The 19,744-nt window shown below is 67.7% G+C and carries 20 protein-coding genes; 9 read left to right on the forward strand and 11 right to left on the reverse strand.

Going from position 1 to position 19,744, the window contains the following annotated elements; translation table 11 throughout:
• Nucleotides 1-30 precede the first annotated feature (30 nt).
• Together KNN16_RS06710 and KNN16_RS06715 are read right to left on the reverse strand one after the other, a co-directional pair.
• Entirely contained in the window at nt 31-1,161 is a 1,131-nt protein-coding gene (locus KNN16_RS06710) for a glycosyltransferase family 1 protein (RefSeq protein WP_299288861.1), read from the reverse strand.
• 26 nt (nt 1,162-1,187) lie between these two features.
• Nucleotides 1,188-1,883, reverse strand: a complete 696-nt coding sequence (locus tag KNN16_RS06715; RefSeq protein ID WP_303900239.1) for a hypothetical protein — start codon at nt 1,881-1,883, stop codon at nt 1,188-1,190.
• A 466-nt stretch (nt 1,884-2,349) separates the two neighbouring features.
• On the opposite strand from KNN16_RS06715, the gene KNN16_RS06720 reads away from it, so the two are divergent.
• From KNN16_RS06720 to KNN16_RS06750, 7 genes are all read left to right on the forward strand, one after another.
• Nucleotides 2,350-3,531: a transposase gene (locus KNN16_RS06720; protein ID WP_303900242.1), complete on the forward strand. Its 1,182-nt coding sequence runs from the start codon at nt 2,350-2,352 to the stop codon at nt 3,529-3,531.
• Between the two features lie 130 nt (nt 3,532-3,661).
• Entirely contained in the window at nt 3,662-4,411 is a 750-nt protein-coding gene (fabG, locus tag KNN16_RS06725; RefSeq protein ID WP_303900245.1) for a 3-oxoacyl-[acyl-carrier-protein] reductase, read from the forward strand.
• Between the two features lie 20 nt (nt 4,412-4,431).
• Nucleotides 4,432-4,809, forward strand: coding sequence for an Asp23/Gls24 family envelope stress response protein (locus KNN16_RS06730; protein WP_303900246.1), 378 nt, complete (start codon nt 4,432-4,434; stop codon nt 4,807-4,809).
• On the forward strand, nt 4,769-5,260 hold the full coding sequence (gene nusB, locus KNN16_RS06735; RefSeq protein ID WP_299288700.1) for a transcription antitermination factor NusB: 492 nt from the start codon (nt 4,769-4,771) through the stop codon (nt 5,258-5,260). The genes KNN16_RS06730 and nusB overlap by 41 nt, the downstream gene beginning before the upstream one ends.
• 12 nt (nt 5,261-5,272) lie before the next feature.
• Nucleotides 5,273-5,590: a hypothetical protein gene (locus tag KNN16_RS06740; RefSeq protein WP_299288697.1), complete on the forward strand. Its 318-nt coding sequence runs from the start codon at nt 5,273-5,275 to the stop codon at nt 5,588-5,590.
• Nucleotides 5,550-6,290 carry a twin-arginine translocase subunit TatC gene (gene tatC, locus KNN16_RS06745; RefSeq protein ID WP_303900250.1) on the forward strand — a complete coding sequence of 247 codons (741 nt, stop codon included), beginning with the start codon at nt 5,550-5,552 and terminating at the stop codon, nt 6,288-6,290. The genes KNN16_RS06740 and tatC overlap by 41 nt, the downstream gene beginning before the upstream one ends.
• A gap of 34 nt (nt 6,291-6,324) precedes the next feature.
• On the forward strand, nt 6,325-7,683 hold the full coding sequence (locus KNN16_RS06750; protein ID WP_303900251.1) for a cyclic 2,3-diphosphoglycerate synthase: 1,359 nt from the start codon (nt 6,325-6,327) through the stop codon (nt 7,681-7,683).
• Between the two features lie 37 nt (nt 7,684-7,720).
• Here the strand turns inward: KNN16_RS06750 and KNN16_RS06755 are convergent, their stop codons facing one another.
• Together KNN16_RS06755 and KNN16_RS06760 are read right to left on the reverse strand one after the other, a co-directional pair.
• Nucleotides 7,721-8,095: a nucleotidyltransferase domain-containing protein gene (locus KNN16_RS06755; RefSeq protein ID WP_303900254.1), complete on the reverse strand. Its 375-nt coding sequence runs from the start codon at nt 8,093-8,095 to the stop codon at nt 7,721-7,723.
• Entirely contained in the window at nt 8,040-8,438 is a 399-nt protein-coding gene (locus KNN16_RS06760) for a HEPN domain-containing protein (RefSeq protein ID WP_303900257.1), read from the reverse strand. Before KNN16_RS06760 ends, KNN16_RS06755 begins: the two co-directional genes overlap by 56 nt.
• A 320-nt stretch (nt 8,439-8,758) precedes the next feature.
• Here KNN16_RS06760 and miaB point away from each other — a divergent pair, with 320 nt between their 5' ends.
• Nucleotides 8,759-10,117, forward strand: coding sequence for a tRNA (N6-isopentenyl adenosine(37)-C2)-methylthiotransferase MiaB (miaB, locus tag KNN16_RS06765; RefSeq protein ID WP_299286020.1), 1,359 nt, complete (start codon nt 8,759-8,761; stop codon nt 10,115-10,117).
• A 152-nt stretch (nt 10,118-10,269) separates the two neighbouring features.
• Nucleotides 10,270-11,094, forward strand: a complete 825-nt coding sequence (locus KNN16_RS06770; RefSeq protein WP_299286011.1) for an XdhC family protein — start codon at nt 10,270-10,272, stop codon at nt 11,092-11,094.
• Nucleotides 11,095-11,205: 111 nt separating this feature from the next.
• Here the strand turns inward: KNN16_RS06770 and KNN16_RS06775 are convergent, their stop codons facing one another.
• The 7 genes from KNN16_RS06775 to KNN16_RS06805 form a co-directional block, all read right to left on the reverse strand.
• Nucleotides 11,206-12,381: an RNA polymerase sigma factor gene (locus tag KNN16_RS06775; RefSeq protein WP_303900261.1), complete on the reverse strand. Its 1,176-nt coding sequence runs from the start codon at nt 12,379-12,381 to the stop codon at nt 11,206-11,208.
• A 35-nt stretch (nt 12,382-12,416) separates the two neighbouring features.
• Complete coding sequence (locus KNN16_RS06780) at nt 12,417-13,043, reverse strand: DUF4340 domain-containing protein (RefSeq protein ID WP_299286005.1); 627 nt, start codon at nt 13,041-13,043, stop codon at nt 12,417-12,419.
• Between the two features lie 68 nt (nt 13,044-13,111).
• Nucleotides 13,112-14,686 carry a GldG family protein gene (locus KNN16_RS06785; RefSeq protein WP_303900264.1) on the reverse strand — a complete coding sequence of 525 codons (1,575 nt, stop codon included), beginning with the start codon at nt 14,684-14,686 and terminating at the stop codon, nt 13,112-13,114.
• Nucleotides 14,683-15,411, reverse strand: coding sequence for an ABC transporter permease subunit (locus tag KNN16_RS06790; protein WP_299285999.1), 729 nt, complete (start codon nt 15,409-15,411; stop codon nt 14,683-14,685). The genes KNN16_RS06785 and KNN16_RS06790 overlap by 4 nt, the downstream gene beginning before the upstream one ends.
• An 11-nt stretch (nt 15,412-15,422) precedes the next feature.
• On the reverse strand, nt 15,423-16,343 hold the full coding sequence (locus KNN16_RS06795) for an ABC transporter ATP-binding protein (protein ID WP_303900267.1): 921 nt from the start codon (nt 16,341-16,343) through the stop codon (nt 15,423-15,425).
• Nucleotides 16,344-16,701: 358 nt separating this feature from the next.
• Nucleotides 16,702-17,442 (reverse strand): MBL fold metallo-hydrolase, encoded by a 741-nt coding sequence (locus KNN16_RS06800; protein ID WP_303900269.1) that lies wholly within the window; start codon nt 17,440-17,442, stop codon nt 16,702-16,704.
• A gap of 1,289 nt (nt 17,443-18,731) precedes the next feature.
• Nucleotides 18,732-19,676 (reverse strand): DUF4349 domain-containing protein, encoded by a 945-nt coding sequence (locus KNN16_RS06805; RefSeq protein WP_303900271.1) that lies wholly within the window; start codon nt 19,674-19,676, stop codon nt 18,732-18,734.
• Nucleotides 19,677-19,744: the final 68 nt, after the last annotated feature.

Genomic DNA, 19,744 nt, shown 5'->3' on the forward strand with positions numbered 1-19,744 from the left:
CCCTCAAGAGGTCTTCCGCCTCGCGTCCGGCTATACGCTGCCTTCGATGGCCTCCGCCGTGCGCTCGGCGCAGGCCCGCCATGAGAACTGCGCAGCCCGCCGCAGCCCGCGCTCCCGCAACGTCTGCCCCAGATGGGCATCGACCAGGACGGCGATCAGCGCCCCCGCCATCCCCCGGGCGTCGTCCGGCGGGACCAGATAGGCGGCGTCGCCGGCCAGCTCGGCCAGGGCCGGGATCTCCGAAGCCACCACCGGCACCCCGCAGGCCATCGCCTCCAGCACCGGCAACCCGAACCCCTCATACCGGGAAGGATACAGGAAGGCTGAAGCGCCCCGATACAGCGCCGGCTTGTCCGCCTCGTCCACCGGGCCGATACATCGGATCACTTCCTCAAGTCCCCACGCCCGGGCCAGGGGGCGGGGATCCACGAACAGGCGATGGGAGCCCTCGGGCAGGCGCCCGGCGATCACCAGCGGGAAATTGTAACCGATCGCCTCTTGAGCCCAGGTGTAGACCGCCAGCAAGGTCTCGATGTTCTTGCGCCGATCGAAGCCCCCCAGATACAGCACATACGCCGGAGGCAGATCGTAACGGGTCCGCACCCGGGCGTCCGCGATGGGATCCGGGCGCGGGGTGAACCGCTCCGAGACCCCCAGGGGGATCGCCACCACCCGCTCCGGGGGAACCCGGAGCCGGCGAAGGATGTCCTGACGGGAGGCCTCGGAGTCCGTCAGGATGCGAGCGGCGCCCGGGGTGGCCGCCCGCACCAGGGCGGTATACAGCCGCACGCCGAAGCCCGACCGATATTCCGGGAAGAGCAACGGGATCAGGTCGTGGACCGTGACGATGATCGGCGCCGGGGCGCGCAGGGGCGGCGCCCAGTAAGGGACGAACAAGCGGTCCGCCCGCCAGCGGGCTGCAGCCTGCGGCAGGGCGAACTGTTCGAACCAGATCTTCCGGAGGGCGCGGGGCGCCCGGGGCAGCCGGATGGGCACCGGCGTCACTCCCTCCGGCAACGCGCTCCCCCATCCTTCCGGGAAGGCCACGCCGATCTCCCAGCCCGGCCGGACGACGGGGAGGCGCGCGATCATCTCCCGCACATACTGGCCGGTGCCGGTATCCGGATATCCCAGGAACCATCCGCTGATCAGCACCCGCATCCTTGATCCAACCACCTCGGGAAGGCTCAGAGGCTCTCCTTCCGGGGAAGGACCGGAAGGGCCGGCACCGTCACCGGAACCAGATCCTGAAACCAGAAGCCGTCCCGATAGACCTGCTCGCCCCGGGTGAAGGCCACCGGCTCCCGGAAGCCCGGGCCGTCATACACGAACGTATGGAACTCCCCGTTCTCCCCTGCGGGATCGACCTCCGGGGGAAGGTCGGCCAGGAAGCCCAGATCCAGGGTCCGCCCCAGGAAGGCCGGGCCCAGGCGCTTTCCGTCCACACAGACGGTGAGGGCCCGGAACCCCAGGGCGAGGAAGCGGCGCACCAGGTCATGGGTGGGCTCGCCCCAGATCGGGAACAGGACCTCGGCGCCGAGCGGGAGGAGGTGACGGAGCCGGTAGGCGCGGATCTCCTCCAGGAACAGGTCGCCGAAGGCGAAGCGGCGGATCCCCTGCTCCATGAGCGCGCGGACCGCCTCGCCCATCCGTTGCTCGTAGATCTCGTTGGGGCATGGATGGGGGAGCCACACCTCATAGAGGGGAAGGCCCAGGGCCGCGGCCTGGGCGTGGATCAGGGAGCGGCGCACCCCGTGCATGCTGACGCGATCGAAGGCCTCGTTCAGGGTGACCAGCAGCACGGCCACGCGCTCGCCCCGCCGCCGTAAGGCGTGCAGGGCCATCATGCTGTCTTTTCCACCGCTCCAGGCCAGCGCGATCATCGATGCCTCCCTGCCGGTGAATCAACCGCCTTATCCTCATTCTCTTAGGAGTTACGCAGTTGACAAGGTGCCCCCCCTGACGCGATCATGAGAGCAGGCATACCGGTAAGCGGCAGATGGCCAAGCGGCATGCCTTCATCCGAGAAACTCCCCGGAGGCTCCGGCCTCCGAGGCGGGGGTCGGTGGGCAGCCCCTGCGGCTGGTCCTCTGGCCTTGGGATAAAACTCGGGACCACGACTGGAACGCGCGGGAAACCGCGCAAGCCCTAAAATAGGAGCTACGCAGTTGGCTGCGCCCTTCTCTTCACGCGGCGGACGGGGCGATCATCATTAGGAGTTACGCAGTTGGGGCCCAACTGGGTCATTCCTACCGCCATATATGGGGTGTTTTGGCCGATCACTCGCCATATGTGGGGATCCCCTCCTGCCAACCACGTAAGTCCTACATCATGATGGAGGCGACGACGATGCCGACGGTCTGCCTGCGGTTCCGATTCGAGGAGCACCCCAGGATCCGCGCCCTGATGGAGGCCTGCACCGACATCCAGCGGCAGGCCGTCGACTACGCCCTGGAAAACGGCAAAACCGCCACCTTCACGATCATCAAAGCCCTCTACCCCTCCCTGCGCGCACAGCATCCGGATCTCCACTCCAACCTCATCTACGGGGCGATCCGATCCGGCGCCCGGATCGTCCACGGCTTCCGAAACCGGCAGCGGAAGGGGAAGACCCAGGCGGACCGGCCGGAGATCCGGCGCCCCTCGGTCTATCTGGTCCAACAGACGGCGAGGATCGAATGGGATGGCGAGACCCTGACCGTTACGATCCCGGTCTCCCCCCGGGATCCGGGGCCCATTATCCTTACTTTTCGCCCTCATCACAAGTATCGTCGGCTGCTGGATGAATGGAAAGCAGGGCGGGCGCGGATGGGGGAGCCGACGCTCACGGCCCATTCCCTCTCCATCCCCCTCAAGTTCCCGGATCCCATCCCCTATGAGCCGGAGGGGGTGATCGGGATCGACAGCAATGAAGGGAACCTCACGGCCTTTGTGACCTCCACCGGCGAGATCCGGGAGATCGACACCGGTTATGTGGGGAAGGTCAACCGGGACCATCTGCGACGAGAGATCAAAGGGACGAGAGGGAAGCACAACCCGAAGGCCAAGAAGAAGATCGCCTCCAAACACCGAAGGATTCGCCGGGAGAAGACGGAGAACTTCTGGCATCATCTGGCCCTGGCGCTGATCGCCTGGGCGCTGGGGATGCGGGCGGCCCTGGTGCTGGAGGACCTTCGGGGGATGAAGGAGCGGATCGGGGAGGGGAAGTCCAGGAGGATGCGGCAGCGTTTGCTCAACTTCTGGAGCATTATGACTTTCCATCGCATTCTGGTTCACAAGGCGAGGTTTTATGGGGTTCCGGTGATTTGGGTGGATCCGCAGAACACGTCTCGGGCGTGTCCGGTATGCGGCAAAGTGAATGAAAGGCTAAGGGGACACGTCCTGGCGTGCCCCTGCGGGGTGAGGATGGGCCGTCACGAGGCGGCGGCGGTGAACATCGCCCGCAGGGGGGTGGAATTCCTCGGGGGCCTGGGCCCTCGGGGCAGGGGTCGGTGGGCGACCCCGGTGGCCGGTCCTCTGGCCTCGGGCTAAAACCCGAAGCCACGACCGGAATGCGCAGAAAACTGCGTAAGTCCTATCTCTGCTTTGAGGTAAAATCCTTCAAGTGGCCGGAGGGCTCCGGCTGTCCACGGATCTGATCTCCGCACAGGAGGGAGCCTCGATGGGGAACCTGGAGGGCCGTGTGGCGGTGGTGACCGGAGCCTCACGGGGGCTGGGGCGGGCCATCGCCCTGGAGCTGGCCCGGCGGGGCGCCCGGGTTGTGGTGAACTACCGGCAGAACGAGGCCGCCGCCCGCGAGGTGGTGGAGGCCATCCGGGCCGCCGGCGGGGAAGCCATCGCCGTGCAGGCCGACGTCAGCCGCTATGAGGAAGCCGAGCGTCTGATCCGCGCTGCCCTGGAGGCCTTCGGCCGCGTGGACATCCTGGTCAACAACGCGGGGGCTACCCGGGATAACCTGCTGGCCCTGATGAAAGAGGAGGACTGGGATTTCATCCTGGCCACCAACCTGAAAAGCGCCTTCAACTGCACCAAGGCCGCCCTGCGGCCGATGATGCGGCAGCGCTACGGGCGCATCATCAACATCACCTCCATCGCCGGCCTGGTGGGCAACGCCGGTCAGACCAACTACGCCGCCGCCAAGGCCGGCCTCATCGGCTTCACGAAATCCCTGGCCAAAGAGGTGGGCTCCCGCAACATCACCGTCAACGCCGTGGCCCCCGGCCTGATCCCTACGGACCTGACAGAGCCCCTGCCCCAGGAGTTCAAGGAGGCGGCCCTGCGGATGACCCCCCTGGGGCGCCTGGGGACGCCGGAGGATGTGGCCTACGCGGTGGCCTTCCTGGCCTCCGACGAGGCGGCCTTCATCACCGGCCATGTCCTCACCGTGGACGGCGGGATGACATGCGTATGAGCGGACAGGGAGAACCGGGAATGGGTGGGGTGGAGGAGCACGCGCCGATCCCCGGCCGTGTCATCGTCGCCCCCGAGGTGCTGCGAACCATCGTCCGGCAGGCCGCCCTGCAGGTCCCCGGGGTCGCGCGCCTGGCCCCGATGCGGGTCGGGCCCTGGCCCCTCGCCGAAGGGGTCCGTCTGACGGTGGTGGAAGATCGGGTGCGGGTGGACGTCGCCCTGGTGGTGCGTCCGGAGGCCCGCTTCCGCGAGGTCGCCCGACAGGTCCAGGAGGAGGTGGCCCGGGCCCTTCGGGACCTGACCGGCCTGGAGGTCGAGGCGGTCAACATCCTGATCGCGGACGTGGAGGTGGAAGCCCGTGGCCCGTCGACCGCCTCCGGCTCGGAAGAACGACCCTGAAGGAGGCGCCCGGGAGGGCGGGGGGATCCCGCTGCTGCGGCGGGCCCGCATGGTGGCCCTGCAAGCCCTTTATGAGATCGACGCCGCCGGCCACCCGCCCGGCGAGGTCCTCGCGACCCGCTTCCAGGCGGAGCCCTTGCCCGCCGAGGCTCGCGCCTTCGTCCAGGAGATCGTCACCGGGGTCCTCGCCCACCGCGAGGAGATCGACCGGCTGATCCAGCGCTACGCCCCGGCGTGGCCGGTGGCCCAGATGGCCATCATCGACCGCAACATCCTGCGCATGGCCATCTTTGAATTCGTCATCGCCCGGCGCACGAGCCCGGCGGTGGCCATCAATGAGGCCGTGGAGCTGGGGAAGCTCTTCGGCTCCGACAGCACCCCGCGCTTCGTCAACGGCGTGCTGGGCAGCATCGCCGATGAGATCGAAGGGGGAGATGGGAGCGGGGCCTGAGGAGGACATGCCATGGAAAGCCTGTTCGGCATCGGCCCGATGGAGCTGGCCTTCATCTTCCTGCTGGCCTTCATCCTGCTGGGGCCACGGGATCTCCCGCGTCTGGCTTATCAGCTGGGGCGCTGGGCCCGACAGGCCCAGCTCCTCTATGCGGAGTTCCGACGGGAGTGGGAGGCGGAGGTCCAGGAGGTCGCCCGGGAGGTAGAGCAGGCCGCCACAACGCCCCCCGAGACCTTCCTCCCGCCAACCGTCGCCACCTATCAGCTGCCTCCCTCCTCGGGGATCACCCATGCGGACCCCTCGTCTTCGGAGCCCGGGGAAGGCCGTTAAGCCCCGAAAGGTGGATCAGCCCCGGCCGCTGCTGGAGCATCTGGAGGAGCTGCGCCAGCGGCTGCTGCGGAGCCTGGTCGCCCTGGGGATCGGCACCGGGGTGGGGTTGCTCATCGCGGACCGGGTGATCGACGTCCTGGCGGCGCCGGTGGGCGGGCGGGCCGGGCTGGTCTCGGTGGACGTCACGGAGAGCATCGCCGCCTATATGCGCGTGGCCCTGCTCTCCGGGTTCACCCTGTCCTTCCCCTACATCGTCTATCAGATCCTCGCCTTCATCTACGTAGGGTTGCTCCCCCACGAACGACGGATCGTCCTCCTCCTGGTGCCCCTGGCCACCATGCTCTTCGTGGGAGGCGCCGCCTTCACGTATTTCGTGATGATGCCGGTGGCCATCCCCTTCCTCACCACCTTCGCCGGCATCCGGACCCAGCCCCGGCCCTCCACGTATCTCACCTTTGTGGTCTCCCTGATGTTCTGGCTGGGCTTGAGCTTCGAGATGCCGCTTGTGGCCTTCGCCCTGGCCAAGGCCCGCCTCATCACCGCCCGCCAGCTGCTGCGCGGGTGGCGTTTCGCCGTGCTGGCCATCGCCGTCCTCGCCGCCGCCATCACGCCCACGGTGGACCCGGTCAACATGAGCATCGTGATGTTGCCGCTGCTCGGGCTTTACCTGCTCAGCGTGCTGCTGGCTGCCCTGGCATAACGCATGCGCTTCATCCCGCTTCGGAGGGAGCATCATGGCCGATCGCATCCGCGTGATCATCATGGGCGCCGCCGGAAGGGATTTCCACAATTTCAACGTCTTCTTCCGGGACAACCCGGATTACGAGGTGGTGGCCTTCACGGCCGCCCAGATCCCGAACATCGAAGGGCGCCGGTATCCGCCCGAGCTGGCCGGCCCCCTGTATCCCGAGGGCATCCCCATCCGCCCCGAGGAGGAGCTCCCGGAGCTCATCCGCCGCTTTCGGGTCGATCGCGTGGTCTTCGCCTACAGCGACGTCAGCCACGAGTATGTGATGCATCGGGCCAGCATCGCCCACGCGGCCGGGGCGGATTTCTGGCTGATGGGCCCCCGCGCCACCCAGCTGAAATCCCGCAAACCCGTGGTCTCCATCGGCGCGGTGCGCACCGGCAGCGGCAAAAGCCCCACCACCCGCCGGGTGGCCCGGCTGCTGCGGGAGCTCGGCTGGCGTCCGGTCATCGTGCGCCACCCGATGCCCTACGGCGACCTGCGCAAACAGGTCGTGCAGCGCTTCGCCTCCTTCGAGGACCTGGATCGCTACGAGTGCACCATCGAGGAACGGGAGGAATACGAGCCTCATCTGGCCAACGGCTTCATCGTCTACGCGGGGGTGGACTACGAGCGGATCCTGCGGGCGGCGGAGGAGGAGGGGGATCTGATTCTCTGGGACGGGGGGAACAACGACTTCCCCTTCTTCGTCCCCGACCTCCACATCGTGGTGGCGGATCCCCACCGCCCGGGCCACGAGCTGCGCTACCATCCCGGCGAGGCCAACCTGCGCATGGCCGACGTGGTGGTGATCAACAAGATCGACACCGCCTCCCCGGAGGCCATCCATCAGGTCCGGGAGAACGTCCGGCAGGTCAACCCCCGGGCGGTCCTCATCGAGGCCGCCATGCCCATCTTCGTGGAGGAACCCAACGCCATCCGCGGCCGGCGGGTCCTGGTGGTGGAGGACGGGCCCACCCTCACCCACGGGGAGATGGCCTACGGGGCGGGGATGGTCGCCGCCCGCCGCTTCGGGGCGGCGGAGATCCTGGACCCCCGGCCTTACGCGGTGGGCAGCATCCGGGAGGTCTACCAGCGCTATCCCCAGACCGGGCCGGTGCTCCCGGCCATGGGCTACGGCGCCGCGCAGATCCGCGAGCTGGAGGAGACCATCAACCGGGCTCCCTGCGACCTCGTGCTAACGGCCACGCCGGTGGATCTGACCCGCATCCTGCGGGTGCGTCATCCCGTGCTCCGGGTGCGCTACGAGATCCAGGAGATCGGCCGCCCCACCCTGGCCGACGTGCTGATGGAGCGCCTGGGGCGCGGCCCGCAGCCGCCGGATTCTGGTGCAGGCCGGAATTGAATCCCGGGTTGCGGGGAACATCCCGATCATCGCCCCCTCAGCCCGGTGTCCCTTCCGGTTCGCCGCGCCGGGCCAGCAGGATGCTTCCCCGCAACGCCTCCTCCAGCCCGGGGGGAAGATCTGGACCCGTTAGCAAGAGGTCCAGGGCCACCTCCAGACGGCGAGAGAAGAAGAAAAAATAGGGCTTCATGGCTTCCAGGTGGTTTCCGGAGATCTCCCGCACCCGAAGCAGCAGATCCACATCGCTGGTCCCGGTGGCCGTCCCGGTCGCCAGGGAGCCGATCAGCCGCATCTCCAGGAGCTCCGGGAAGGCCTCCAGCGCCTCGGCGGCCGCCTCCCGCAACCGTCGGAGGAGCTCATCCCGATCCAGGGAGATGGCTTTCACAGAACCGGAGGATTCGATCCGCCGCACGAAGCGTCTCCCGGGCCTGGGTTTCCGTGAAGTAATCCGCGGGCTTGCCGGAGGGGAAGCCGTTCGGATAACGAGGCGGGATGTAATAAAGGTCCAGCAATCGGGCATCATCCAGGATCTCAGGGGGAACTTCAATCCGCTGTCCGATCCACTTCAGCATCTCGGTCAGGGAATGTCCCCACAGCGTCAGGCCCAGCGCGAGCCCCAGCGCCTTGACGACCTTCCCCGCGGACTGCTGGAGCGTGAAACACGCCCATTCGTAGTATCCATACTGAGTGTCCAGGAGCGCCCATTCGCGATCCCGCTTCCCCTGCTCATACCAGTCCTTCCAGCGGCTGGCCATGGATCCCCCGCGGGGAGCGAATCCTTCGCCGGGAATTATGCCGGACCGTCCGGTGCAGGGCCCAGGAATCCTCCCCAGCCTTCCCTCTCCTGCCGATCCCATCCCGCTTCCCTGGCAAACGGCCTCGAGCCCCGGAGGAGCGAGCTCCCGTCCGGCGAAGGAGTCCGCACGGATCTGTTATCCCCGCATTTGACGGGGCTTCCCCCACCCCTCTAAAATGATGAGCGAAGCGATCGCTTTGCCGCCGGTCTGAGCGGGCTCAAGCGGATCTTCACGATAGACCCCCCCGATCCAGCGGGAGGGATGGGAAGGTGAGCGGGATGCGGTATTACATCCACACCTTCGGCTGCCAGATGAACGTGGCCGACAGCGAGCGGCTGGCCTCGGCCCTGGAGAAGCTTGGCTATCAGATGGCCGAGCGGCCGGAGCAGGCCGACGTGCTGGTCGTCAACACCTGCGTCGTCCGCCGGTCGGCCGAGGAGAAGGCCTACGGGTGGCTCCACATGGTCCGGCCCCTCAAGGAGCGGCGGCCGGACCGCGTGGTGGCGGTCATGGGCTGTCTGGTGGGCGTGAAGGGCAACGAGGGGCTGCGCCGGGCCTTCCCCTGGGTGGACGTCTTCATGCCCCCGGCGGACCCCCGGCCGCTGGTGGAGTTCCTGGCCCGGCGGGTCGATGAGGGCCGGGCGGTGGAGGACCTGGAGCGCATGGTCCGCTACGCGCTCCAGGACGAGGAGCTGGTGCTGCCCCTCTCGGAGCGGGGCCGCAAGGTGACGGCCTACGTGCCGGTGGTCCACGGCTGCTCCTTCGGTTGCACCTTCTGCATCATCCCCTACCGCCGCGGCCCGGAGCGCAGCCGCCCGGTGGGCCAGGTGGTGGCCGAGGTGCGCGCCCTGGCCGAGCAGGGCGTCCGGGAGGTCACCTTGCTGGGCCAGATCGTCGACCGCTACGGGAAGGACATCCCCGACGGCCCGGACCTGGCGGACCTGCTGCGGGCGGTCCATGAGGTGGAGGGCATCCAGCGCATCCGCTTCCTCACCTCCCATCCCAGCTTCATGACCGACCGGATCATCGAGGCGGTGGCGGAGCTGCCCAAGGTCTGCGAGCACATCGAGATCCCGGTTCAGGCGGGCAACGATGAGGTGCTGGCCCGCATGCGCCGGGGCTACACCGTGGCCGACTACAAGCGCGTGGTGGAGAAGATCCGCCGGCGCATCCCCAACGCCTCCATCGCCACGGACATCATCGTCGGCTTCTGCGGCGAAACCGAGGAGCAGTTCATGGACACCTACCGGCTGGTGGAGGAGCTGGAGTTCGACGTGGTGCACATCGCCAAATACTCCCCCCGGCCGGGGACGGTGGCCTGGCGCACCATGGCCGACGACGTGCCGCCCGAGGAGAAAGAGCGCCGCTTCCGCATGCTGGAGGAGCTTTACGAGCGGATCTCCCGCCGCAAGAACGAGGCCCTCATCGGGCAGACGGTGGAGATCCTGGTGGAGGACCGCAACGAGAAGGGCAAGTGGTTCGGGCGGACCCGCAACAACAAGCTGGTCTTCTTCGAGGACGGCGACCGCGACTGGCGAGGGCAGCTGGTCTCCGTCCGCATCACCGCCGCCGGCCCCTGGTCCCTCCAGGGAGTCCCCGTGGAGCCCAGTCTGGAGCCCGGTCGATCCCCACGCTGAAACCCCCGGCCTTCTCCGGCATCTTCGAAAACGAAGGGGCCGGACCGCGGATCCGGCCCCTTTTCCCCAGGACCCTTATCCTCCGTTCGCGCTACAATGAAGGAGCCAGCGTCTGCAAGGTGAATCTACCCCCCTGAGCCTCAGGAGGCTAAATGCGAGCGCTGTATGAGGCCATCCTGCGGGCGTATGAGGAAGACCGGCCGGTGGCGCTGTGCACCGTGATCCGGGCCCGCGGCTCCGTCCCCCGCCACGAGGCCGCCAAAATGCTCGTCCACCCCGACGGCCGGATCCAGGGGACCATCGGAGGCGGGGAGATGGAAGCGCGAGTGATCCAGGAGGCGCTCCACGTTATTCAGGAGGGACATCCTCGGCTGGTCCGTTACACCCTCTCCGACCCCCTACAGGGCGACCCCGGGGTCTGCGGCGGGGAGGTGGAGATCTTCATCGAACCCCTCCTGCCACCCGCGGTGCTGATCATCGGGGCCGGACACGTCGGCCGGGCCCTCGCCCACCTGGCCAAATGGCTGGGCTTCCGCGTCCTGGTCAGCGATGACCGGCCGGAGCTCTGCACCCCGGAATGGATCCCCGAGGCGGACCGCTTCTTCGTGGGGCCGCCCGAAGAGGTCCTCCCCCAGGCCCCGATTCACCATCAGACTTACATTGTCCTCACCACCCGGAACCATCCCCTGGACGTGCGGATCCTCCCGCTGATCCTGGATTCCCCGGCGCCCTACATCGGGGTGATCGGCTCCCGGCGGCGCTGGCTGCTGACGGCCAAGGCCCTGATGGAACGCGGCATCCCCCTGGAGCGCCTGGCCCGGGTGCGCTCGCCCGTAGGCCTGGAGCTCCGGGCGGAAACGCCGGAGGAGATCGCCGTCTCGATCATGGCGGAGATCATCGCCGTCCGGCGCGGGGGGAGCGGCGCGCCGATGACCGCAGATATCCGGGAGCTCTTGCGGGAAGCGATCCCCGGATGAGCTCCGGAAGCGGCGACCCGGCGGAGAAGCAGGGGCCGGATCGCCCGAAGAGGCGCCATCCGGCCCCACCCGATGCTCCACGAATGACCTGCGCGGTGCCTTCGGAGGAGACTATTCGCGGAGGAACTCCCGGAGCTTGCGGGCGTAAGTGGGATGCCGCAGGCGGGCGAGGGCCTGGGCCTCGATCTGCCGCACCCGCTCCCGCGTAACCCCCAGCTTGCGCCCCACCTCCTCCAGCGTGTAGGAACGCCCGTCCGCCAGCCCATAGCGCAGCTGGAGGATGCGGGCTTCGCGCGGGGAGAGGGTGGCCAGCGCCTCGTGCAGGATCTCCCGCAACATCTGCTGGCTCACTGCCTCCGCCGGGGAGGCCGTCCCCCGATCCTCGATGAAGTCCCCCAGCACGCTCTCTTCCTCATCATCCGTGGGGGTCTCCAAGGAGAGAGGCTGGCGGGCCATCTGGAGCAACTGCTCCGCCCGCGCCCGGGGGATGCCCATCGCCTCCGCCAGCTCCTCCGGCGTCGGCTCCCGGCCCAGCTCCTGGGCCAGTTGCTGCTGGAGGCGCATGAGCTTGTTGATCTGATCCCCCATATGGACAGGGACGCGGATGGTGCGGGATTGGTCGGCGATGGCCCGGGTGACCGCCTGGCGGATCCACCAGGTGGCATAGGTGGAGAACTTGTGGCCCCGGCGCCAGTCGAATTTCTTCACCGCCCGGATCAGGCCGATGTTGCCCTCCTGGATGAGGTCCGAAAGGGGAAGGCCCCGGCCCGCGTATTTCTTGGCCACGCTGATCACCAATCGGGTGTTGGCCAGGATGAGGTGTTCCTGGGCCGCCCGCCCGTCGGCGACGATCTCCTCCAGCCGACGGCGCTCCTCGGGGGAGAGACCCCCCTGGGCCAGGCGTCGCTCCGCCGCCCGCCCGCGCTCGATCCGCCGGGCCAGCTCCACCTCCTCCTCCGGCGTCAGCAGGGGGATCCGCCCCACCTCCTTGAGATAGAGGCTGAGGAGGTCATCGGAGTCCAGCTCCGCCTCCAGCTCCTCCTCCCAGAGGCCTTCTTCGTCAACCTCCTCCTCCGCGGAGATCGGGCCTTCCTCCTCGGGAGCGTCCGTAACCTCCACCCCTGCCTCCAGAAGGGCCGCGAAGATCTCATCCAGCCGATCCAGGTCGTTCTCGGCCTCGGGGAAGAACTCCAGGATCTCTTCAAAGGTCACATACCCCCGGGATCGACCCAGGGCGAGGAGCTGGTCCAGCGTCGTGCGATGCGGGCTCAGGATTCCCTCCAGCATGAAGCCGATTCCTCCATCAGGTTTGACCGCTTCGATCAGGGTGTCGGAGTCACACCCGGGGTGGGCGAAGGGCCGGGCGTGGGAGTGGGCGTGGCCGTCGGCGTAGGGGTCACCGTCGGCGTGGGCGTGGGCGTCGCCAGCGGCGGCTCCGTGATCAGCTTCCGGGCCTCATCGATGGCGAAGGTCCCCACCACATACACCGCCGGATCCCCCTCCCGGCGCACGTAATAGCCACCCCCGATCGGCGTCGCCGTCCCCACCGTCAGCGTGAACACCCGATCCGTGGCGCTGATCCCAATCGTGTAAGTCGGCGTCACCAGCCCATAGGCGGAGAGATCCGTGACGTCGGAAATCACCTGCTGAACGAAGAGCGTCGCCAGCCCTCCGGCCAGGGTGTCCAGGGCATCCTGGCGCACCAGATGGCGGGTGGGCGCGATCATGAACCACTGTCCGCTGGCATCCCGCTCCACCTCCGCCTCCCGCCCGGCGGCGTGGTCGATGACCCGGATGCGCTGGATGGCGGCGCTGCTCACCTCCAGGAGGTTGCGGGATGCGCCCGCCGGCGTCGGCGTGGGACGAGCCGTGATCCTCGGCTCCAAGTATACAAAGAGGGCCAGGATCAGGAAAGCGACCACCAGGCCCAGCGTCCCCCAGCGCTTCATCGCCGATCACCTCCGATCCGATGCCCGGCTTCTATGAGAAAAGACCGCATCGGGATCCTCGAATCCCCTCAGCGACGCTGCCACCATACCATGGCGCCGGCGGCCAGGACCAGCAGCGGCATGGCCACCACCGTCAGCATGAAGACGGTGCGGACCTGGGCCGGCGTGGCGCTCAGGGCGCGGACGGTGGCGGAGGGAGACTGGCGCAGCCCGATCAGGACCTCGGACTCCGAGAGCCAGTTGACGGCGTTGACGAACAGATCCAGGTTGGCGAAGGGCAGGTTCGCCCCCACGTTCTGGTTGGCGGCGAAATCCGCATCTCCGAAAAGGACCAGGCGGCCTTTCCCGTTCACCTGCTCCACCGCCACAGCCAGGGCCTGAGGCCCCACCGGCTTGCCGCCCGGCCCCGGCAACCGTCCCTGGCTTAACCCCTGGCGCAACGCGCCCAGATCCGTCTCGCCCCAGCTCTGGTTGCTGGTCTCCACCAGCCGGACGGCGCGGAAGCGGTCCGAAGGGACGCGGCTGTCATCGATGGAGCGCGCGGCCGGGAAGGCCGTGGCGATCCCGCGCAGCTTCTCCGTGATCGGGCTGAACCCGTAGCGGCCGGCCACCGGGGTGAGCGGATCCGTGAACATCGAGCTCACCGGATCGACGATCACGTCATCCCGGAAAGCGATCCCCCAGTCCGCCAGCACCCGGTTGATGGACTCGGTCACCCCGGCTCCGACGTTCTGGAGGGCGGGATCCAGCGCGATCAGCATCCGCCCGCCGGCGTTGAGATAGCCTTTCAAGGCCTCAACCTCGCGATCCAGCAGCGGGCGGGTGGGGCCGACCAGGATCACGGCCGCCGCATCCGCGGGCACCGTCGCCGTGACCGCCAGGTTCAGGGGCTCCACCGCATATCCCTCCCGTTCCAGGGCCCGACGGACCTGGGCGTAGCCGTTGTCCCCTTCCTCCTGGATGTCCCGCTCCCCATGGCCGGTGAGGACGTAGATCTTGGGCTGGGTCGTGCGGATCAGCTTCACCAGGGCTGAGGTGAATTCCTGTTCCGTATAGAGGGTGACCTGCTGCCGTCGATCCCCCATCACGAAGAGGATCGTCCCGTCCTGGCTGACCCCCCACTGCCGGGCCAGGGAGGCCTGGGCCACCGGATCGATGAACCGGTAAGAGAACTTCCCGTTGCTGTAATGCCGATACTGATCCAGCAGATCCGCCGCATCCTCCCGGGCGAACTGGAAGTTCTGGGAGAAGAAGGCCAGGGCCTCCACCGGCTGGGGGAGGGCGCTGAGGATCTGGAGGGTCTGAGGGGAGAGGGAGAAACGCCGCTCCGCGGTCACATCCCAGCGCTGGGCGTGGCGGACCGCCAGGATGTTCAGCAAGACCATGATGCCGATGAAGGCCGCGCTGGCCAGGACGGCGTTGGCGCCGAAGGCGAAGGGGCGCCCCTGGATCCAGGCGCGGGCCTGCTCCGGGGCCAGGTAGATGGCGATCCCCCCCAGCAGGACGGCCAGAAGGAGGGCGACCACGCTGGGCGCGCCGAGCCGCCCCTCGATGGTCCAGGCGACCGCGGCGGCGACGAGAGCCAGGAGGGCAAGCCCCCACAGCGCCCGGAGGATCGCTTCGGACGGCCGGGCCAGGTTCATCGCCACCTCCGCGAATTCAGGATCTGCACGGTGAGGAACAGGAAAGCTGCGGTGACGCTCAGGTAATACACGATGTCCGCCGTGTCGATCAAGCCCCGACGGAAGTTCAGAAGGTGGTTCCGCAGATCCAAATGGTTCAGAATCTGCTGGAGGATGGGGTTGGTGATCCCATCCGCGGGCAGGCTGGCCACCGCCAGCAGGATCACCAGCCCGATCCCCACCACCGCCGCCACCACCTGGTTCTGGGAAAGGGAGGAGGAGAACAGGCCGATGGAAAGCAACGCCGCCCCGAAGAGGGCCATCCCCAGGTAGCCGGAGAGGATGGGGCCGACGTCCGGGTTGCCTCGCATCCAGAACAGGAGCAGCGGATAGACGGCGGTGGCCAGGAGAAGCCCGAGATAGAAAACCAGGGCGGCCAGATACTTCCCCAGCACCACCTCCCAGTCCCGCACCGGCGCCGTGAGCAACAGCTCCAGGGTCCCCAACCGCTGTTCCTCCGCCAGCAGGCGCATGGTCAGCACCGGGGCGACGAAGAGCAGGATGGTGGTCATCACCCCGAAGACATATCGCATGGTCGGCTCCGATCGGCTGAGGACGGTGAAGACCACGTCGGTGTAGAAGAAGAAGCCCATCATGGCCAGGAAGGCCGCGCCCACCAGATAGGCGATGGGCGAGACGAAATAGGCCCCGAGCTCGCGACGGGCGATGGCCCACACGTTACGCATCGATGCCCTCCTCAGTCCTGAGCGGTCACCTGAAGGAACAGATCCTCCAGGGTGAGGCCGACGGGCCGGAGCTCCAGCAGGCGCCACCCGCGGCGCACGATGGCCTCAGCGAGGACCGGGCTGGGATCCTCCCGGGCCTCGGGGGCCACCTGGATCTCATACACCCCCCGCTCCAGCCGCTCCACCCGATGCACCACGGGGAGTCCATGCAACGCCTCCGGGACCTGCGCGTCCGCCCCATCCACCCGCAGGAAGATGCGGTCCGGCCGCCGGCTGCGCAGGGCCTCCCCCAGCGTCATGTCCGCCCGGATCCGCCCCCGGTGGATGATCAAAACGCGGTCGCAGATCTGCTGGACCTCCGCGAGGATATGCGTGGAGAGCAGGATGGTGTGGGTTTTGCCCAGCTCCTGGATCAGCTCGCGCACCTCCCGGACCTGCCGGGGATCCAGGCCGATGGTGGGCTCGTCGAGGATCAGGACGTCGGGGTTGTGCAGGATGGCCTGGGCTAAGCCCACCCGCTGCCGGTAACCCTTGGAGAGCTTCCCGATGAGCGCGTCCGCTTGATCCTCCAGCCCGGTGAGGGCCATGGCCCGCTCCACCGCAGCCTTGCGGTTCGGAACCCCCCGGATCTCCGCCATAAAACCCAGATAGGCGCGGACGCTCATCTCAGGATACAGGGGGACGGTCTCCGGAAGGTAACCGATGTGGCGGCGGGCTTCCAGGGACTGGAGGACCGTGTCATAGCCGGCGATGCGGGCGCGGCCCCGGGTGGGCGGCATGTAGCCGGTGAGGATGCGCATGGTCGTCGTCTTCCCGGCCCCGTTCGGGCCCAGGAACCCGACGATCTGCCCCCGCTCCACGCGGAACGTCACATCTTCGATGGCGACCACCTGGTTGCCGTAGATCTTGGTCAATCCCTCCACTTCGATCATGACCGCTCACCCCGCTCCAGGATCATGGGGGAAAGACCACACCGCCCGGATCGTGGGCGCCCCACCGGAGATGGTTCGCAAGGAGGCGGTTGGCGACGGGCGGAACCGGAGGACACACCCTGCTGGAAAAGATCCGCAACGCCCATCGATCGGCCGCGACATCCGCCTCCGACATGCAACGCCTCACCGACTATGCCGGTGAGGCCTCCGAATCCGGACATGATTTTATAGACAAGCGGGGGAAGAGCTGTCAAATCGGCTCCGGGCTCGGGTGTGTCCCAAAATGACAACTGCTCGCAGTTGTCCTACAAAGCGGCCAGGCCCGACAAAATTGGGACACACCCCCGGGCTCTGCCCTTCACAGCGCCCGCATCCCATCCCACCCGATCTCCACCGGACCATCAAACGTCTCGCGGGCGCGGGCGATCCACGCCTCCCCATCCACCTCCGGAGGCAGATGGACCAGGATCAGCCGGCGGGCGCCGGCCTCCCGGGCGATCCGCCCGGCGCCTTCCGGTGGGGTGTGCCCGGGATAAGCGCCCGTGGCTTCGTGGATCAGCACCTCGACCCCCCGGGAGAGGCGGGCCATCGCCGGGCACGGTTCGGTATCCGCGGAATAGGCCGCCGTGCCTTCGGGAAGCTCGATCCGCAGGGCCAGGGTGGGCACGCTGTGGACCACCGGGGCGGCCAGCAAGCGGACGGAGCCTGAAGCTTCCACCATGGAATCCGGCTCCGGAGGGATCGGCCGCCAGTCCACCGGGAACATGCCGGCCCACGAGCGCCATTCGAAGAGGTCCAGCAGCGCCCGGGCCCGCTCCAGCGCGTCCTCGGGCCCTGCGATCCAGAGGGGATCGGCCCGCCGCAGCAGCCAGAGGCCCATCAGAAGCCCGGGGAGGCCGCTCAGGTGATCCGGGTGACGGTGGGAGAGAAAGATCCCCCGCAACCGCATGGGATCCATGCCCATCCGACGGAGGCGGTGCAACGGCGATCCTCCGGCCTCAATGAGGATCAGCCCGTCGGCCGCCTCCACCACCAAGCTCACGTAATCCCGCCGGCCATCCGGGACCGCACCGGAGGTCCCCAGCAACCAGAGGCCCATCCGCGCCCTCCATCCGATCCCGTGTTCAAGATCCGCACTGTCCTCACAGACAGAGCAGGTCTATGCCGCTTCGCAGGGAACCCCATCCTCACCATTCATCCGTCGCCTGCAACCATCCCTCACGGATCAAAAGGTCTTCACACCACCTGAGGAACAACGCCACACGCTCCCTCAGATGACGGACTCTTTCGGGGGAGAACAAGACCGAAGGGGCATCATCCGCAAGCATCCGATCGTTGAAAGCTTCATGGAACCAGCGAGCGGACTCTACGGGCATAAGCCCTCATAGAGCAATTTCAATGCCTTCCTCCCGGATCCATTCCCAATCTAATCGAAGAAGGCGGGTCTGACAACGTCAAGGCAACTCGTCCTGCTTCTCCCAACCGCGGGGCTGCCTTCGGGCGCGCGATCCCGATCGCGCTGGCCCAGGCAGCCCCACACCGTCGATCCCGTCAACCCGGCGGCCCGAAGGAATCCGCCTGCCCCAGCGCCCGACATCCATGCCCTCGGCGCTCCGACAGTAATCGGTTGGCTCTTCCCTTCCAATGATCGGGGATTGGGATGCCGTTCGGCAGCCCGCAGTGGCCCTGCGCGAACCGGTGGCCCAAGGAGGGGAGAGAACGATCGATGCGGGAAGCGCGGCTTCCCTCGCGACCTCCGACCGCCCCGAAGACAGAAAGGTTCGAAGCCGGAGCCCTCCCGCTGGCAAGCCGAGATTCATTTCGACCTTGTATTTGTTGTAGGAGCGGCTTTAGCCGCGACCTTTGCATCATCGAGAACCAGGGGTTCCGGGTTACCGAAGCGGCTTTCACTGCGACCCTTGCGTCATTGAAGACGAGGGTTCGGGGCTAAAGCCCCTCCTACAGAAACCATCTTTTTGTAGGAGCGGCTTTAGCCGCGACCCATCGCGGGATCGAAGACGCGAAGCCCGAGGTTGAAGCCCCTCCCATCCAAAGCGACCGATGGCGGCCTGGAGGGCAACGGTTCGGGACCAAAGTCCCTCCTACAAACAAGACCGATGTCTGTAGGAGCGGTTTTCGCCGCGACCCATCGCGGGATCGAAGACGCAGGGTTCGGGGCTGAAGCCCCTGTGTAAGCCGAAATTCATTTCGGCATCCCCGTTATCGCCGCGACCCCTGCGCCATCGAAGATGCGAGGTTTGGGGCGAAAGCCCCCTTACGCAAGCCGAAATTCATTTCGGCATCCATTCGGGATCAGCGCCCCTCCTCACAAGACGGGGATCTCAGGGGCGGGGCATCCTTCCCGGACGCCCCGCCCCTCCGGCGGATTCATCCCGCCTTCGGCGGATGGCGGTTGCGGAGCCGGTAGACCGCGAAGGTCAGCAGGGCGGCCGGCAGGACGAAGGGCCCGCCCAGCACCAGAACCCAGATGCTCAGATCCACCAGCGCCCGCATGATGATCCCCAGCACCTCCGTGGCCTCCCGGAACGTCTGCCCCGGATTCCAGACCACCGGGGTGGGGGTCGGCGTCGGCGTGGGGGTCGGGCGCATGGGCTCCAGGGTGACGGTGATCAGGGAGTAGGCCGAGCGGCCCTTCAGGAAGTTCATCCGCCCCTTCACCTGGGCGATCTCCCCCTCCAGCTCCCGCAGACGGGCCTCCACTTCCAGCGCCTCCTCCACGGATTTCGCTTGCTGGAGGAACTCGCGCAGGCGGGCGGCGGCCGCCTCCAGGTTGGCCAGGCGGGCCTCCAGGTCCACGTATTCCTGGCTCACATCCTGGCCGGAGGTGTTCTCGTCGGCCACCCGCAGGGCGATGCGCCGCAGCCGGCCCAGGGCCTCCTCGAAGCGCTCCGAGGGCACCGCGAAGGTCAGGGCGGCGTATTTCTCCCCCTCCTGGAACCAAGTGCGGCTGTTGAGGATGTAGCCCCCCAGGTCCGCCACCAGGCCCTCGATGCGGGTGAGGGCCTCATCCACGTGGGAGACGATGAGGCGCATCTCGGCGTTCTTGATGATCATGCGGGCGGCCGGGTTGGGGACCAGGCCGGGCGGGTTCACCCCGGGCGGCATCGGGGTGGCCGCCACACGGTCCCGGGCGGCGGCCCCTTCCTTCAACGGCTGGGGCGGCTGGGCGGCCGGCGCCCCTCCGGCGGACGGGGCCATGATCTCCCCTCCGGAGGCGGGGGCCCGGGGCTGCGCCGCCGGCGTGGGGGCCGCCCGCGGCGCGCAGGCGGCCATCAGCATCAGGACGAGCACGGCCATTCGCAGCGGGCGCATGGGAACCTCCTTTCCGGGGATGCCTTCAATCGAAGGACGTTCGGATCCCGATGCGGGTTCCATCAAGG

Origin of the sequence: Thermoflexus hugenholtzii, assembly GCF_018771565.1 — a bacterium.
Taxonomy (GTDB): domain Bacteria; phylum Chloroflexota; class Anaerolineae; order Thermoflexales; family Thermoflexaceae; genus Thermoflexus; species Thermoflexus hugenholtzii_A.

Coding starts and splice junctions, on each gene's coding strand:
- KNN16_RS06720 (WP_303900242.1), top strand. CDS start 2,350: ATGCCGACGGTCTGCCTGCGGTTCCGATTCGAGGAGCACCCCAGGATC.
- KNN16_RS06730 (WP_303900246.1), top strand. CDS start 4,432: ATGGGTGGGGTGGAGGAGCACGCGCCGATCCCCGGCCGTGTCATCGTC.
- KNN16_RS06760 (WP_303900257.1), bottom strand. CDS start 8,438: ATGGCCAGCCGCTGGAAGGACTGGTATGAGCAGGGGAAGCGGGATCGC.
- KNN16_RS06795 (WP_303900267.1), bottom strand. CDS start 16,343: ATGATCGAAGTGGAGGGATTGACCAAGATCTACGGCAACCAGGTGGTC.
- KNN16_RS06800 (WP_303900269.1), bottom strand. CDS start 17,442: ATGGGCCTCTGGTTGCTGGGGACCTCCGGTGCGGTCCCGGATGGCCGG.
- tatC (WP_303900250.1), top strand. CDS start 5,550: ATGCGGACCCCTCGTCTTCGGAGCCCGGGGAAGGCCGTTAAGCCCCGA.
- KNN16_RS06805 (WP_303900271.1), bottom strand. CDS start 19,676: ATGCGCCCGCTGCGAATGGCCGTGCTCGTCCTGATGCTGATGGCCGCC.
- KNN16_RS06740 (WP_299288697.1), top strand. CDS start 5,273: ATGGAAAGCCTGTTCGGCATCGGCCCGATGGAGCTGGCCTTCATCTTC.
- KNN16_RS06770 (WP_299286011.1), top strand. CDS start 10,270: ATGCGAGCGCTGTATGAGGCCATCCTGCGGGCGTATGAGGAAGACCGG.
- KNN16_RS06710 (WP_299288861.1), bottom strand. CDS start 1,161: ATGCGGGTGCTGATCAGCGGATGGTTCCTGGGATATCCGGATACCGGC.
- KNN16_RS06750 (WP_303900251.1), top strand. CDS start 6,325: ATGGCCGATCGCATCCGCGTGATCATCATGGGCGCCGCCGGAAGGGAT.
- KNN16_RS06790 (WP_299285999.1), bottom strand. CDS start 15,411: ATGCGTAACGTGTGGGCCATCGCCCGTCGCGAGCTCGGGGCCTATTTC.
- KNN16_RS06780 (WP_299286005.1), bottom strand. CDS start 13,043: ATGAAGCGCTGGGGGACGCTGGGCCTGGTGGTCGCTTTCCTGATCCTG.
- KNN16_RS06785 (WP_303900264.1), bottom strand. CDS start 14,686: ATGAACCTGGCCCGGCCGTCCGAAGCGATCCTCCGGGCGCTGTGGGGG.
- fabG (WP_303900245.1), top strand. CDS start 3,662: ATGGGGAACCTGGAGGGCCGTGTGGCGGTGGTGACCGGAGCCTCACGG.
- KNN16_RS06775 (WP_303900261.1), bottom strand. CDS start 12,381: ATGCTGGAGGGAATCCTGAGCCCGCATCGCACGACGCTGGACCAGCTC.
- miaB (WP_299286020.1), top strand. CDS start 8,759: ATGCGGTATTACATCCACACCTTCGGCTGCCAGATGAACGTGGCCGAC.
- KNN16_RS06715 (WP_303900239.1), bottom strand. CDS start 1,883: ATGATCGCGCTGGCCTGGAGCGGTGGAAAAGACAGCATGATGGCCCTG.